Source organism: Microbacterium sp. SD291, assembly GCF_017355365.1.
In the GTDB taxonomy this organism is placed as follows: Bacteria; Actinomycetota; Actinomycetes; order Actinomycetales; family Microbacteriaceae; genus Microbacterium.
In genome coordinates this window covers 1-15,244 of the sequence record NZ_JADIJR010000036.1, presented here as the reverse complement: position 1 = coordinate 15,244, position 15,244 = coordinate 1, and the positions used below count along the sequence as shown (strand labels likewise).

Annotated in this window: 13 protein-coding genes; 8 read left to right on the top strand and 5 right to left on the bottom strand. The window is 69.6% G+C overall.

Annotated features, from left to right (window positions below; all coding sequences use genetic code 11):
- Positions 1 to 2: 2 nt before the first annotated feature.
- The 4 genes from xdhB to IPV10_RS14950 all read right to left on the bottom strand — a co-directional run bounded on the left by xdhB (position 3) and on the right by IPV10_RS14950 (position 5,004).
- Entirely contained in the window at positions 3 to 2,366 is a 2,364-nt protein-coding gene (gene xdhB, locus IPV10_RS14965; RefSeq protein ID WP_207485151.1) for a xanthine dehydrogenase molybdopterin binding subunit, read from the bottom strand.
- Positions 2,363 to 3,838 carry a xanthine dehydrogenase small subunit gene (locus IPV10_RS14960; protein WP_207485149.1) on the bottom strand — a complete coding sequence of 492 codons (1,476 nt, stop codon included), beginning with the start codon at positions 3,836 to 3,838 and terminating at the stop codon, positions 2,363 to 2,365. Before IPV10_RS14960 ends, xdhB begins: the two co-directional genes overlap by 4 nt.
- A gap of 166 nt (positions 3,839 to 4,004) precedes the next feature.
- Entirely contained in the window at positions 4,005 to 4,175 is a 171-nt protein-coding gene (locus IPV10_RS14955; protein ID WP_207485147.1) for a hypothetical protein, read from the bottom strand.
- A gap of 127 nt (positions 4,176 to 4,302) precedes the next feature.
- Positions 4,303 to 5,004, bottom strand: coding sequence for an NRDE family protein (locus IPV10_RS14950; protein ID WP_207485145.1), 702 nt, complete (start codon positions 5,002 to 5,004; stop codon positions 4,303 to 4,305).
- 80 nt (positions 5,005 to 5,084) lie between these two features.
- On the opposite strand from IPV10_RS14950, the gene coaBC reads away from it, so the two are divergent.
- The 7 genes from coaBC to IPV10_RS14915 all read left to right on the top strand — a co-directional run bounded on the left by coaBC (position 5,085) and on the right by IPV10_RS14915 (position 11,374).
- Positions 5,085 to 6,299, top strand: a complete 1,215-nt coding sequence (coaBC, locus tag IPV10_RS14945) for a bifunctional phosphopantothenoylcysteine decarboxylase/phosphopantothenate--cysteine ligase CoaBC (protein ID WP_207485143.1) — start codon at positions 5,085 to 5,087, stop codon at positions 6,297 to 6,299.
- Between the two features lie 59 nt (positions 6,300 to 6,358).
- Positions 6,359 to 7,216, top strand: coding sequence for a CoA ester lyase (locus tag IPV10_RS14940; RefSeq protein ID WP_207485141.1), 858 nt, complete (start codon positions 6,359 to 6,361; stop codon positions 7,214 to 7,216).
- A 49-nt stretch (positions 7,217 to 7,265) separates the two neighbouring features.
- The gene (bcp, locus tag IPV10_RS14935) at positions 7,266 to 7,733 is read left to right on the top strand and encodes a thioredoxin-dependent thiol peroxidase (RefSeq protein ID WP_207485139.1); all 468 of its coding nucleotides are present in this window, start codon (positions 7,266 to 7,268) and stop codon (positions 7,731 to 7,733) included.
- Positions 7,734 to 7,872: 139 nt separating this feature from the next.
- The gene (gene uraD, locus IPV10_RS14930; RefSeq protein ID WP_207485137.1) at positions 7,873 to 8,376 is read left to right on the top strand and encodes a 2-oxo-4-hydroxy-4-carboxy-5-ureidoimidazoline decarboxylase; all 504 of its coding nucleotides are present in this window, start codon (positions 7,873 to 7,875) and stop codon (positions 8,374 to 8,376) included.
- Positions 8,373 to 8,714: a hydroxyisourate hydrolase gene (gene uraH / locus IPV10_RS14925; protein WP_207485135.1), complete on the top strand. Its 342-nt coding sequence runs from the start codon at positions 8,373 to 8,375 to the stop codon at positions 8,712 to 8,714. Before uraD ends, uraH begins: the two co-directional genes overlap by 4 nt.
- 8 nt (positions 8,715 to 8,722) lie before the next feature.
- Positions 8,723 to 9,616, top strand: coding sequence for a factor-independent urate hydroxylase (pucL, locus tag IPV10_RS14920; protein WP_207485133.1), 894 nt, complete (start codon positions 8,723 to 8,725; stop codon positions 9,614 to 9,616).
- A 249-nt stretch (positions 9,617 to 9,865) separates the two neighbouring features.
- Positions 9,866 to 11,374 (top strand): nucleobase:cation symporter-2 family protein, encoded by a 1,509-nt coding sequence (locus tag IPV10_RS14915; RefSeq protein WP_207485131.1) that lies wholly within the window; start codon positions 9,866 to 9,868, stop codon positions 11,372 to 11,374.
- A gap of 276 nt (positions 11,375 to 11,650) precedes the next feature.
- Here the strand turns inward: IPV10_RS14915 and IPV10_RS14910 are convergent, their stop codons facing one another.
- Positions 11,651 to 12,397 (bottom strand): SDR family oxidoreductase, encoded by a 747-nt coding sequence (locus IPV10_RS14910; RefSeq protein ID WP_207485129.1) that lies wholly within the window; start codon positions 12,395 to 12,397, stop codon positions 11,651 to 11,653.
- Between the two features lie 96 nt (positions 12,398 to 12,493).
- On the opposite strand from IPV10_RS14910, the gene aceE reads away from it, so the two are divergent.
- On the top strand, positions 12,494 to 15,211 hold the full coding sequence (aceE, locus tag IPV10_RS14905) for a pyruvate dehydrogenase (acetyl-transferring), homodimeric type (protein ID WP_207485177.1): 2,718 nt from the start codon (positions 12,494 to 12,496) through the stop codon (positions 15,209 to 15,211).
- Positions 15,212 to 15,244 lie beyond the last annotated feature (33 nt).

Here is a 15,244-nt window from a genome sequence, read left to right as displayed (position 1 = left end):
GATCAGAGCGCGACGGCGAGTTCGGGCTCGGATGCCTTCGCCGCCTGCTGCGCGGCCTGCACCGACCAGAACACGGCCTCCGGCGTCGCCGGCGAGGCCAGCTCGACCGAGTGCCCGTCAGGGCCGAATGCAGCCACGGCCTCGCGGATCGCCTCGCGGGCGCTGAACGCGAGCATGAACGGCGGCTCGCCGACGGCCTTGGAGCCGTAGACCGCGCCGTCCTCACGCGCGTTCGTGAACAGCCGCACGTTGAAGACCTCCGGCATCTCCGAGAAGCTCGGCAGCTTGTAGGTCGACGCCGACTGGGTCTGCAGCCGGCCGCGGTTCGGGCCGTCCGTGGCGTCCCAGCGCAGCTCCTCGAGCGTCAGCCAGCCGATGCCCTGCACGTACGCGCCCTCGATCTGGCCGATGTCGATCATCGGGGAGAGCGAGTCGCCGACGTCGTGGATGATGTCGACGCGGCGCACGCGGTAGGCGCCGGTGAACCCGTCGACCTCGACCTCTGTCGCGGCGCACCCGTACGAGAAGTACTTGAACGGCGAGCCCTGCATGATGTCCGGGTTCCAGTGCAGACCTTCGGTGCGGTAGTAGCCGGCCGCGAAGAGCTGCACGCGCTGCAGGTAGGCCGCGTTCGCGACCTCCGCGAAGGTGAGCTCCTTGTCGCGGTTGCCGAGGCCGGTGACCGTGCCGCCCGAGAAGCGCACGTCGCGCTCGTCGACGCCGAGCAGACGCGCGGCGACCGTCGCCATCCGGTCCCTGATCTGCTCGCAGGCGTTGCGCACGGCGCCGCCGTTGAGGTCGGCGCCCGAGGATGCCGCCGTCGCCGACGTGTTCGGCACCTTGTCGGTGCGGGTCGGGGCGAGTCGCACCTGGTGCAGGTGCAGCCCGAGCGCGGTGGCCGCGACCTGCATCATCTTCGTGTGCAGGCCCTGGCCCATCTCGGTGCCGCCGTGGTTGATCAGCACCGAGCCGTCCTTGTAGACGTGCACGAGGGCGCCGGCCTGGTTGAACGCCGCGAAGTTGAAGGAGATGCCGAACTTGATCGGCGTCATCGCGATCGCGCGCTTCACGTGCGGGCTCTCCGCGTTGAACGCCGCGACCTCTGCCCGGCGAGCGTCGACATCGGCCTCTTCGCGCAGCTCCGACCAGATGGCGCCCATCCGGCCGGCATCCTTGACGAGCTGGCCGTAGGGCGTGGTCTGGCCCGGCGCATAGAAGTTCCGCTGGCGCAGCTCGATCGGGTCGATGCCGAGCGCGGGCGCCACGCGACCAAGGATGTCCTCGATCAGGAACACGCCCTGCGGTCCGCCGAAGCCGCGATACGCGGTGTTCGACGCCTTGTTCGTCTTCGCGATCCGGCCGTGCGCGTGCACGTTCGGGATCCAGTACGCGTTGTCGATGTGGCAGAGCGCGCGCCCGAGCACCGGCTCGGACAGGTCGAGGCTCCAGCCGCCGTCGCAGGTCAGCACGGCATCCAGGCCCTGCAGCATCCCGTCGGCGTCGAAGCCGACCTTCCACGATATGTGGAACGGATGCCGTTTGCCGGTCATCGTGATGTCCTGGGTGCGGTTCAGGCGCAGCCGCACCGGCCGGCCGGTGAGCTTGGCGCCGAGGGCCGCGATCGCGGCGAGGCCGTGCGGCTGCATCTCCTTGCCGCCGAAGCCGCCGCCCATCCGCAGGCACTGCACGGTGACCTCGCTGGAGGTGATCCCGAGCACGTGCGCGACGATCTCCTGCGTCTCGGACGGATGCTGCGTCGAGCACTGCACGAAGTACCCGCCCTCGGAGTCGCGGACCGCGAAGGAGGCGTGCGTCTCGAGGTAGAAGTGCTCCTGCCCGCCGAACTCGGTGACGCCCTCGAAGACGCGGGCTGCGGAGGCCAGAGCGGATGCCGCGTCGCCGCGCTTCACCGTGCGGGCGATGCCCTGATACGAGTCGGCTGCGATGGCGTCCTGCACAGTGATCAGCGAGGGGAGGGGCTCGTACTCGACCGTCACGGCCTCGGCGCCGAGGCGCGCAGCCTCCTGCGTCTCGCCGAGCACCCAGACCAGCGCGTGGCCGTAGTACCTGGCCTCGTCTGGGAAGAGCGGCTCGTCGTGCTTGATGCCGGCGTCGTTGACCCCGGGGACGTCCTCGGCGGTCAGCACTCGCACGACGCCCGGCACCTCGTATGCGGCGGAGACGTCGACCCTGACCTTCGCGTGTGCGTTCGTGGACTGCACCGGCCAGGCGGTGAGAGTGCCCGGGGTGTGCGCGGCGATGTCGTCGGTGTACATCGCGGCCCCGGTGACGTGCAGCACGGCGCTCTCGTGGGGAGCGCGGGTGCCCACGACGGGGTCCTCCGGACGATCGGCGAGTGCACTCATGCCGGCACCTCCTTCGGTTCGACGGACGTCGTGCTGTGGAGCTTCCGCAGCGCGTTGCCGAGCATGAGGGCGCGGTACTCGGAGCTCGCGCGATGATCAGACATCGGCGTCCCCTCGGAGCCCAGCACCGCGGCCGCCTCGCGGACGGTGTCGAGGTCCCACGGCCGGCCGACCAGCGCCGCCTCGGTGGCGTACGCCCGCAGCGGTGTCGCGGCGACACCGCCGAGACCGATCCTGGCGGCGGTGACGAAGCCGTCCTCGATGTCGAGGGCGAACGCGATGGCGACGCTCGAGATGTCGTCGAAGCGGCGCTTGGCGATCTTGTGGAAGGCGGTGAGCCCCGCGAGCGGCAGGGGGATGCGGACCGCGCGGATGAGCTCGCCGGGGCGGCGGACGGTCTGCCGGTAGCCGGTGAAGTACTCCGACAGCTCGACCTCGCGCTCGGTGATTCCGGAGCCGGAGCCGGAACCGTCGGCCGAGACGAGGACGAGCCGGGCGCCGAGAGCGAGCAGCGCCGGAGGAGTGTCGCCGATGGGGGAGCCCGTGCCCAGGTTGCCGCCGATGGTCGCCCGGTTGCGGATCAGCCGGGAGGCGAACTGCGGGAGCAGCTCGCCGAGCAGCGGCACCGCGCCGTCGAGCTGCTTCTCGATCTCGGACAGCGTGAGGGCCGCGCCGATCTCGATGCGGTCGTCGTCGATGCTGAGGGTGCGCAGCTCGGGGAGCTGCTCGATCGCGATGGCGAACGGGGCCCTCCTGCCGCGGATGTTGACCTCGACGCCCCAGTCGGTGGAGCCTGCGACGAGCAGGGCATCCGGCTCGTCGCGCAGCAGCCGCAGTGCCTCGGCGAGGGAGGCGGGGCGGACGAAGCGTGACCCGCCGGCCTCGACGTCGGTCGCGACGACCGCGGGCGCCGGCTGCTCGAGTCGCTGCCGCAGCGGGTCTTCGTCGTCGGGCGAGCCGAGCGTGTAGGCGGCATCGCGGATCGGACGGTAGCCGGTGCAGCGGCACAGGTTGCCGCTGAGCGCATGCAGGTCGAATCCGTTGGGGCCGTGCTCGGCATCGCATTCGGCGGGCTGCTCGGGGGCTGTTCGATCCGCCCGGTAGTACTCCCCGGCCATGCTGCATGCGAAGCCGGGGGTGCAGTAGCCGCACTGGGAGCCGCCCGCCCCGGCGAGCTTCTCCTGCACCGGGTGCATCGACTCGGGGGTGCCGAGACCCTCGGCGGTGACGACCTCCTGGCCGTCCAGCGCGTACACGGGCACGAGGCAGGCGTTCACGGCCGTCCAGGTGCTGCCGCCGTCGGCTGCGGGCGTGGCGAGCAGCATCGCGCAGGCGCCGCATTCGCCCTCGGCGCAGCCCTCTTTGCTGCCGGAGAGGCCGTTCGCGCGGAGCCAGTCGAGTGCCGTCGTGTTGGTCTCGGTCCCGGCAAGCGGACGGCGCTTTCCATTGATGGTGACGGCGATGTCAGTCATGCTGCATTCTCTCAGATCCGGCCGCGTGGGGGTACGGCGTCTGCGGACGATGGCGCGGAACGGGATACCCTCAGATTCCACATTCCGGAATTCATGTTCTGAAGTACGGACAGGCTACGCCGCCTGCGTGGAAGGGTCAAGGAGGCGCCCAGGACGGCGCCAGGGATCAGGACGCCTTCGGGAAGAGGATGCGGATGGCGCGGAGGTAGCTGTTGCCGCGCTCGCCTCCGGCGGGGATGTGGAAGTCGGGATCGATGTCGACGATCGGCTGCTCCGGAGCCCGGCGGTGCGCTGCAGGGGCCTTGGCCGTCTCGATGCGATTCAGCATGATGGTCACCTCTCTCCTCGTGCGATCATTCCGTTGATTCCAAGATACGGAATGAATGTTCTGTACTACGGAAAGGGTATGCGGAAGATCCGGTCGAGGTCAAGGGCTCGGCCGAGATCCGCGGCGCGAGCTGCGCTCAGTCCGACCAGTGCCCGGGGCTCGGCAGCGCGTGCCCGAGCACCTCAGCGCCGTCCGCCGTGACGGATGCCGTGCAGTACAGGAGCGACTGGGTCGGGTAGCCGTGCGGCCGGTTGTCGCGGATGATCGCGCGGTCGTCCTCGGGGGAGAGGCGGGCAGACTCCGCGAGCAGTGCGATCCAGTCGCCGGGCCAGTCGGCGCTCTCGGCGGCACGGCCCAGCGCGCGGAACTCCGGCAGCCACGCCGCGATACGAGGAGTCCCCGGATCGTCGAGGTCGTCGTGGGCGATCATGTGGGTGCCCGGAGCGATCGGCGTCTCGCGCAGATCCCGTCCGTCCCAGCTGAGCACCCTGGCGCCTTCCGGCCGCACCTCCAGCAGGTTGAAGCCGTGCATCGGCAGCCGGCCATCGGGAGAGCGCCCCTCGACCGATTCGAGGGCGAGGCTCCCCCTGGAGAGCGCCTGATCATCCGCCAGGTCCAGCACGTCGGCGCGATTCAGCAGCACTGCCAGCCGGCGTTCGGCCGCGTTGACGGCCATCCACGCGCCGCCGGCACGCCGATCGCGGATGCCGATCACCCCAGGGTGGCGCTCCGGCCACCATGACCCGAGCTCGTCCCATTCCCGCAGGGGGTCCTCATCGCGGACAGCGAGCAGCCGCGCGTCCCCGGCATCCGCCACATCGATTACGACCGTGCACACGTGGCCAGTCTAGAAGCGCGGCGGCGCCCCGGCTCCGGCCGCACGCACCGCGGCGGCGGGGAGTGGGGCAGAATCGAACCGTGAACATCGTGGTCTCAGTCACCGGCGGCATCGCCGCGTACAAGACGGTGCACCTCGTGCGCCTGCTCATCAAGGCCGGCCACGACGTGACCGTGGTGCCGACCGAAGATGCCCTCCGCTTCGTCGGCACGCCGACGTGGGAGGCGATCAGCCGGAACCCCGTCACCACGAGCGTGCACGACGACGTCGCGAGGGTGCGCCACGTGGCGCTCGGCCAGAACGCCGATCTCGTGATCGTCGCCCCCGCCACCGCGAACTCGATCGCCAAGATGACGGCAGGGATCGCCGACGACCTGTTCGGCACGACGCTGCTCGCCACCGAGGCCCCGGTGCTGATCGCCCCCGCGATGCATGCCGAGATGTGGCGGCATCCGGCCACGCAGGCGAACATCGCGACTCTGCGCACCAGGGGAGTGAGCATCGTGGGTCCGGCCGACGGCGAGCTCGCCGGCGGCGACAGCGGCCCTGGGCGGATGTCGGAGCCGGAGGAGATCCTCGACGCCGCGCTGGCGCTGCTGGTCCCGCGCGACCTCGACGGCCTGAAGGTCGCGATCTCCGCGGGAGGCACGCGCGAGCCGATCGACCCTGTGCGCTTCCTCGGCAACCGCTCCAGCGGACGACAAGGGACGGCGCTCGCGGCCGAGGCCGCCGCGCGGGGTGCCGAGGTGGTCCTGGTCGCGGCCAACATCTCCGCCGACGTGCTCGCCGAGGCGCAGCATCCGTCGATCCTGATCCGGCACGCGGGCTCCGCAGCCGAGCTGTCCGCGACGATGAAGGAGGTCGCGGCGGACGCCGCGGTCGTGATCATGGCCGCAGCCGTCGCCGACTACCGCCCGGTCACGGTCTCCGACCGCAAGCTCACCAAGGAGGGCGGCGGCGTGCCGGCGATCGAGCTCGCGGAGAACGAGGACATCGTGGCGGCGCTGGTCTCCACCAGGCGGCCGGGGCAGATCATCGTCGGCTTCGCCGCGGAGACCCCGGAGGACGAGCAGGAGATGCTCGCCCGCGCTCGCCGCAAGCAGCAGCGCAAGGGGGTCGACCTCCTCGTCGTGAACGAGGTGGGCTGGGAACGCGGTTTCGAGCGGGCCGACAACGCCGTGCACATCCTCGGTCAGGACGGCGCGGAGGCGGGCTCGGCATCCGGGTCGAAGCGCGAGGTCGCCGGAGCCGTCTGGAATGCCGTGAACGCGGTTCGCTCTCGCTGGCGCGGCTGAAGCGAGCGCGTTACACTTTTCGAACTGTAGAAGTCTACTTTCACAGAATGGAAAGATTGATGAACGCTCCGCTGCCGCCCCTGTCGCCTCGCGAGATCGCGCCGGAACTGGCCCGATCCTGGCTCCTGGTCGCGGCGACCCGGCCCGACACCTTCGACGACGCGGCCGCCTCGCACGCCGACGCCGTGGTGCTCGATGTCGAGGATGCCGTCGATGCCAGCCGCAAGGACGAGGCGCGGCACGACGTGGTGGACTGGCTCACCCACCGTGGCAGCGCGTGGGTGCGCATCAACGACGCGACCAGCGAGCACTGGGCGGACGACATCGAGGCGCTGCGCGCGGCTCCAGGGCTTCGCGGCGTGATGCTGGCCAAGACCGAGGCCGGAGGGCAGGTCATGGACACGTTCAACCGCCTCGGCGCCAGGGTGCCGGTGGTGGCGCTCGTGGAGTCGGCGATCGGCATCGAGAACGCGACGGAGATCGCGCGCGCGAAGGGCGCGTTCCGCCTGGCCTTCGGCAGCGGCGACTTCCGCCGCGACACCGGCATGTCGGCCGATCGCGAGGCGATGGCCTATCCGCGGGCCCGCCTGGTCATCTCCAGCCGCGCCGCCGGCCTTCCCGGTCCGATCGACGGCCCGACCGTCGGCACCAGCCACCCGCTGCTGCGCGAGCAGTCGGCGATCACGGTGTCGATGGGCATGACGGGGAAGCTCTGCCTCTCATCGGACCAGACCTCCGTCGTGAACGAGGTCATCAGTCCGACGCGCACCGACGTCGAGTGGGCGTACTCGTTCCTCGAGGACTTCGACGCCCGCGGTCGCATCGTGCGCGACGGCAGCGACCTGCCGCGACTCGGACGCGCCCGCAAGATCATGCAGCTCGCCGAGGCGTTCGAAGTGCACGTCGTCCTGCAGTGACCCTTCGCCCGGCTCACGAACCCCAGCCCGCCAGAACAGGAGAACAGAAATGACCGAGAAGCTCACCCCCGGCGACAGCGCCCCCGAGTTCACCCTCGCCGACGCGGACGGCAGCACCGTCTCGCTCGCGGATCTCCGCGGCCGCAGCGTCGTCGTCTACTTCTACCCGAAGGCCGCCACCCCCGGGTGCACCACCGAGGCGTGCGACTTCCGTGACAACCTCTCGTCGCTCGCCGCGGCCGGCTACACCGTCATCGGGATCTCACCCGACACGGTCGAGGAGATCCGCGCCTTCAGGGATGCCGAGGGGCTGACGTTCCCGCTGCTCGCCGACTCCGACGCCGCCGTCGCGCGTGCCTGGGGCGTGTGGGGCGAGAAGACCGTGGGAGAGCGCACCTTCGAGGGCGTCATCCGCTCGACGTTCGTGCTCGACGGCGACGGAATCGTGCGGCGCGCGGAGTACGGTGTCGACCCGAACGGGCATGTCGCTAGGCTCCGTGAAGAACTCGGTGTCTGAAAGGGGTTGACACCGCTCCGGCATCGACGCATACTACTTACACATGTTGAAATAACAGTTCCGGGATACGGAAGCTAGCCTTCTCGAAGGCTCCGTATAGTTCTACGCCCCGGATGCCAGCATGTGCTGAGGTACGAAGATGTTGCTCACGGAGTTCAACTCCAGCACCCGAGACGACGCCGTCGGCGTCGTCAAGCCTGCGCTGGACATCCCCCGCTGGTACGACGCCATCGTCGACGCCCGGCCCTACGCATCGGTCGACGCGCTGGCGACCGCCGCGATGGAGGCCGCAGCCCCGCTCTCCGAGGCGGAGCTCGACGGGGCTCTCGCGCACCACCCGAGGATCGGCGAGCGCGCCACGGGCGACAGCGCCGAAGCCGCGCACGCCCGCAGCGAGCAGTCCGGCGTCGATGCGGCAGCCGCCGACGCCCTCGCGGCAGGCAACCGCGCCTACGAGGAGCGGTTCGACCGCGTCTTCCTGGTGCGCGCCGCCGGCCGATCGGCCGACGACATCCTCGCCCTGCTGCAGCAGCGCCTCGGCAACACGCCCGAGCAGGAGCTGGCGGTCGTCGACCAGCAACTGCGCGAGATCGCCGCGCTCCGCCTTGCCGGAGCCATCGAGACCGAAGGAGCACGCGCATGAGCGTCTCTCACGTGACCACCCACATCCTGGACACATCGATCGGGCGCCCTGCGCCCGGCGTCGCCGTCGAACTCGAGGCCCGAGTCGGCGACGGATGGGTCGGGATCGGTACGGGCCTCACCGATGCTGACGGGCGGGTGAAAGAGCTGGGCCCCGAGCGGCTGGACAGCGGTGCATACCGCCTCCGGTTCGACACGGCGGCCTACTTCGCCGGCATCGACACGGACACCTTCTTCCCGGAGGTGGTGCTGACCTTCACGGTCGACGCTGAGCAGGAGCACTATCACGTGCCGCTGCTGCTCAGCCCGTTCGCCTATTCCACTTACCGAGGAAGCTGAGTACGACAATGACTGAAATCATTCTGGGCAAGAACCAGTACGGCAAGGCCGAGAACCGCGTCGTGCGGATCACCCGCGACACCGCCCGTCACGCGATCGAGGACCTCAACGTCACCTCGCAGCTGCGGGGCGACTTCGCCAGCGCGCACTTCGACGGGAACAACGAGCACGTCGTCGCGACCGACACGCAGAAGAACACCGTCTACGCCTTCGCCAAGGACGGCATCGGCAGCCCGGAAGAGTTCCTCCTCCGTCTCGGTCGCCACTTCACCGGCGAGTTCGACTGGGTGACCGGCGGACGCTGGTCGGCCGAGCAGTACACGTGGGCCCGCATCGAGGGCGACGACGGCGAGCACGACCACTCGTTCGTCCGCGCCGGCACCGAGACCCGCACCGCGATCGTGCAGATCGACGGGGATGACACGGTCGTCATCGGCGGACTCCAGGACCTCACGGTCCTCAAGTCCACCGCGAGCGGCTTCGTCGGCTATCCGAAGGACAGGTACACGACACTGCCGGAGACCGAGGACCGCATCCTCGCCACCTCCGTCACGGCCAAGTGGCGCTACAACCGCAACGATCTCGATTTCAACGAGGTCTTCGCGGACGTCCGCCGGCTCCTCCTCGCCGGGTTCTCGCGCAACTACTCCTACGCGCTGCAGCACACGCTGAAGGAGATGGCGGAAGCCGTGCTCGAGGCGCACCCCGAGATCGACGAGATCCGCTTCTCGACGCCGAACAAGCACCACTTCGTCGTCGACCTGTCGCCGTTCGGCCTGGAGAACCCCAACGAGGTCTTCTTCGCGGCCGACCGCCCCTACGGGCTCATCGAGGCGGCATTCCTGCGCGACGGCGCCGACACCGACCACTGGTCGTGGAACGGCGCCGCCAACTTCTGCTGAGGGGGCTCGCGTCCGACCGCGAGCCTGACCGCGATCGCCTGATCGCCTGAGATGTGCCGGCGGATTCCCGCCGGCGCAACCGGGGTGAGTCCGTTCCCGACGCACCGGGCTCACCCCCGACCCTCCGTGCGGCCGCCCCAGGACGGGGCTGCTTCGCCATGCCCATCGACAGTCATGCCCATCAACAGTCATGCCCATCAACCGAAACGCCCACCCCGAATAGCGGGTCACGGACAAGGAGGTCCATCGATGTTCGCAGTACGCAGTACCGGCAAGACCAGCGCCAAGACCAAGACCGAATCGAACCGGCCGGAGGACGAGCGCCTCGGCATCGGCACCGCCTTCACGTTCGGGCTCCAGCACGTGCTGACGATGTACGGCGGCATCATCGCCCCGCCGCTCATCATCGGCGCGGCCGCGGGCCTGACGCCGGCCGAGGTGGGCGTGCTCGTCGCCGCCTGCCTCTTCATGGGCGGGCTCGCGACGCTCCTGCAGACCCTCGGCATCCCCTTCTTCGGGTCCCAGCTGCCGCTCGTGCAGGGCGTCTCGTTCGCCGGCGTCGCCACGATGCTCGCGATCGTCAATCAGGGCAGCGGCCTCGGCGCCGTGTTCGGCGCCGTGATCGTCGCCTCGCTGATCGGCCTCGTGATCGCGCCGTTCTTCGCCCAGATCGTGCGGTTCTTCCCGCCGGTCGTGACGGGCACCGTGATCACGATGATCGGGCTCTCGCTGGTGCCGGTCGCCGCGCGCTGGATCACCGGCGCGAACCCGGAGGCGCCCACCTACGCCGACCCGGTGTTCGTCGGCATCGCAGGCTTCACCCTGCTGGTCATCATGCTGCTCTCGAAGCTCGGCAACTCGACCATCTCGCGGCTGTCGATCCTGATCGCCATGGTGATCGGCACGATCTTCGCGGCGCTGATCGGCCGCGCCGACTTCTCGAAGGTGCTCGACGGACCGGTCTTCGCCTTCCCGACGCCGTTCGCGTTCGGCGTCCCGACGTTCGACGTCGCCGCGATCGTCTCGATGACCATCGTGGTGCTGGTGATCCTCACCGAGACCACCGCCGACATCATCGCAGTCGCCGAGATCACGGGCTCCAAGGTCGACCGCAAGCGGATCGCCGCCGGGCTCAGGGCCGACATGGTGTCCAGCGCCGTCTCGCCGATCTTCAACTCGTTCACGCAGAGCGCCTTCGCGCAGAACGTGGGCCTGGTCGCCGTCACGAAGATCAAGAGCCGCTACGCGGTCGCCGCCGGCGGTGTCATCCTGATCATCCTGGGCCTCACGCCGATCCTCGGCCGGATCGTGGCGGCGGTGCCCACCGCAGTGCTCGGCGGCGCCGGCCTGGTGCTGTTCGGCACCGTCACCGCCTCCGGCATCCGCACGCTCGCCAAGGTCCGCTACGACGGCAACATGAACCTGATCATCGTGGCGGCGTCGCTCTCGTTCGGCGTACTGCCGGAGGTCAACCACGACATCTACTCGAACTTCCCGACGTGGTTCCAGGTGATCTTCGGCTCCGGCATCAGCTCGGCCGCGATCATGGCGATCCTGCTGAACCTGGTGTTCAACCACTTCTCGAAGGGCACGCCTGAGAACCCCTCGGTCTTCGCCGCGAGTCCGGTGCGGGCCGTGAAGACCGACGTGATCCGGGTGCTCCGCGACGGGGACCGGTACGTCGACGGAACGCTCATCGACGCGAAGGGCACGCCGATCCGGGTCGTCGATGACGAGCCGGCCGCGGCCGGGCACTGACGAGGGGTGCGCACGGGGTCCGTGGATCCGGACGGATCCGCGGACCCCGACGCTTGACAAAGCCGGCCTCCACGACGCACACTTGTTACACATAATGAAAGACTTCTTTCACAATGTGAAATTCACGGCACTGACGCCGTCAGAGGTACGTCGGCCGTCTTGCCGGCGCATCAGGGGTGGGTCCGTTCATTGACGCCGGGCTCACCCCGATCCCCGAAACCCCGGTGCCACGGGCGACCGACCAGGAGGTCTGCGATGAGCGGCGACAGCCTGTGCTCAGCCCCGGCCGCCGAACGGCATCCCGGCCGCCGCGACCGTCAGCGACGAGATGTTCGCGTCCGCGGGCAGCTGCGCCATGAACAGCACCGCGCGCGCGGCATCCGCCACATCGAAGGTCGGCTCCACGCGACGGGAGCCGTCCGGCTGCAGCGCACCGGAGCCGACGCCGAGCTCGGTCATGATCGACGTCCGCGCGTTGCCGATGTCGATCTGTCCGGCCGAGATGCCGTGCGCACGCCCGTCGAGGTCGATCGACTTCGTCAGCCCGGTGATCGCGTGCTTGCTGACCGTGTACGCCACCGACAGCGGCCGCGGCACGTGCGCCGAGATCGAGCCGTTGTTGATGATGCGGCCGCCCTGCGGCCGCTGCGCGATCATCGTGCGCATCGCGGCGCCGGCGCACAGCAGGGACCCGGTGAGGTTCACGTCCAGGGTCTGCCGCCAGTCGGCCGACGAGATCTCGGCGGCGGATGCGGCGGGGCCGAACGCGCCCGCGTTGTTGAACAGTACGTCCACTCGGCCCCATTCGGTCACCGCGCGGGCGAACAGCGCCTCGACCTGCTCCTCGACGGTCACGTCGGTGGGGACGACCAGGGCGTGCGGATGCTCGGCGGCGGTCTCGCGCAGCGCATCCTCGCGGCGACCGGCCAGGGCCACCCGGAATCCGGCCCCGAGCAGCGCGTGCGTGACCGCGCGACCGATCCCCGAACCTGCACCCGTCACGACGGCGATCCGTCCGTCCATGCCGACACCTCCGCTCTCCGACCCGCTGCCTGACCGGCAGTCTCCCCTCCATCTAACAAGAAAGGCCGAACCGTGACCGACACTCGCGTCTCCGCCATCGACAAGCCCGCCACCCCCCACAGCGCCCCCACAGGCGCTGTCGCCGCCGCCGCCGACCTCGACCCCGAGGAGACCGCGGAGTGGCTCGAGTCCCTCGACGCGCTGATCAGCCAGCGCGGCGCCGACCGTGGCGAGCACATCGTGCGCACGCTGGTCGATCGCGCCGGCATCCGCTCCGAACCGATCGCGACGACCGACTACGTGAACACGATCGATGCGGCAGCCGAGCCGGAGTACCCGGGCGATGAGGAGCTCGAGCGCCGCTACCGGGCCTGGATGCGCTGGAACGCCGCCGTCATGGTGCACCGCGCACAGCGCCCCGGTATCGGGGTGGGCGGTCACATCTCCACCTACGCGGGCGCCGCGACCCTGTACGAGGTCGGCTTCAACCACTTCTTCCGCGGCAAGGACCACCCCGGCGGCGGCGACCAGATCTACTTCCAGGGCCACGCCTCGCCCGGCATGTACGCCCGTGCGTTCATGGAGGGTCGCCTGGGCGAGGAGGATCTCGACGGCTTCCGGCAGGAGAAGTCCCGCGAGGGGCACGCGCTGTCGTCGTACCCGCATCCGCGCCTGATGCCGGAGTTCTGGGAGTTCCCCACCGTGTCGATGGGCATCGGCCCGATGAACGCGATCTATCAGGCGCAGTCGAACCGGTACCTCGAGGGGCGGGGGCTCAAGGACACGTCCGACCAGCACGTCTGGGCGTTCCTCGGCGACGGCGAGATGGACGAGCCGGAGTCGCGCGGGCTGCTGCAGCTCGCAGCCAACGACGGCCTCGACAACCTCACCTTCGTCGTGAACTGCAACCTGCAGCGCCTCGACGGGCCGGTTCGCGGCAACGGCAAGATCGTCCAGGAGCTCGAGGGCTTCTTCCGCGGCGCCGGCTGGAACGTCATCAAGGTCATCTGGGGCCGCGAGTGGGACTCGCTCCTGGCGGCCGACGACGACGGGGCTCTCGTCGACATCATGAACACCACCCTCGACGGCGACTACCAGACGTACAAGGCCGAGTCCGGCGGGTTCATCCGCGAGAACTTCTTCGGCCGCGACCCGCGCACCCGGGCGCTGGTGGACGGCCTGACCGACGACCAGATCTGGGGCCTCAAGCGCGGCGGTCACGACTACCGCAAGGTGTACGCGGCGTATGCGAAGTCGCTCGAGCGCAACGGCAAGCCGACCGTCATCCTGGTGAAGACCGTGAAGGGCTATGGCCTAGGCCAGCGCTTCGAGGCGCGCAACGCGACGCACCAGATGAAGAAGCTGACGCTGCAGGACCTCAAGGATTTCCGCGATCACCTGCGGGTGCCGATCACGGATGCTCAGCTCGAGGCCGATCCGTACCAGCCGCCGTACTACCACCCGGGGACGGATGCTCCGGAGATCGCCTACCTGCAGGAGCGCCGTCGCGCGCTCGGCGGGTACCTGCCCGAGCGGCGTCCGAACGCCTCCGGTGAGATCGCGCTGCCCGACAACAAGGCGTACGAGGTCGCGGCCCGTGGTTCCGGCAAGCAGCAGGCCGCGACCACCATGGCGTTCGTCCGCGTGCTGAAGGACCTCATGCGCGACCCGGAGTTCGGCAAGCGGATCGTGCCGATCATCCCCGACGAGGCGCGCACGTTCGGCATGGACGCGTTCTTCCCGACCGCGAAGATCTACAACCCGAACGGCCAGAACTACCTCGCCGTCGACCGCGACATCGTGCTCTCGTACAAGGAGTCGACCTCAGGGCAGATCCTGCACGTCGGCATCAACGAGGCCGGCTCCATCGCCGCATTCACCGCCGCCGGCACGTCGTACGCCACGCACGGCGTGCCGCTCGTGCCCGTGTACGTCTTCTATTCGATGTTCGGGTTCCAGCGCACCGGCGATTCGCTGTGGGCGGCCGCCGACCAGATGACGCGCGGCTTCCTGATCTCGGCGACGGCAGGGCGCACGACGCTGACCGGCGAGGGACTGCAGCACGCCGACGGGCACTCGCCGCTGCTCGCCGCGACCAACCCGGCCGTGGTCACGTACGACCCAGCCTTCGGGTACGAGATCGGCCACATCATGCGCGCGGGCATCGAGCGCATGTACGGTCCTTCGTCTGAGGACCGCAACGTCATCTACAACCTCATGGTCTACAACGAGCCGATCGTGCAGCCGGCGGAGCCGGAGGGCGTCGACGTGGACGGCATCCTCGGCGGCATCCACCGCATCTCCGCCGTCGATTCGCCGCAGACGCACCTTCTCGCGTCGGGTATCGGCGTGACGTGGGCGCTCGAAGCGCAGCAGCTGCTGCGTGATGACTGGGGCGTGCAGGCTGACGTGTGGTCCGTGACCTCGTGGACCGAGCTGCGCCGTGACGCCGTCGCCGCGGAGGAGGACGAGTTCCTCGGGCGCGGCTCGCGGACGCCGTTCGTGGTCTCGCAGCTCGCGGGCTCCGAGGGGCCTGTCGTCGCAGTCAGCGACTACGCCAAGGACCTGCCCGACCAGGTGCGCCAGTTCGTGCCTAACGACTGGGCGACGCTCGGGGCCGACGGCTTCGGCTTCTCCGACACCCGCGCGGCCGCCCGTCGCTTCTTCAAGATCGACGGCCCGTCGATCGTGGTGCGGACGCTGCAGCTGCTCGCGAAGCGCGGAGAGGTGGATGCCGCAGCTCCGGCGCAGGCCGCCGAGAAGTACCGTCTGCTCGACGTGAACGCCGGCACCAGCGGGTCTGACGCCGAGTAGGCCCGGTCGAGCGCGCCTCGTCGCCTGCCGCCG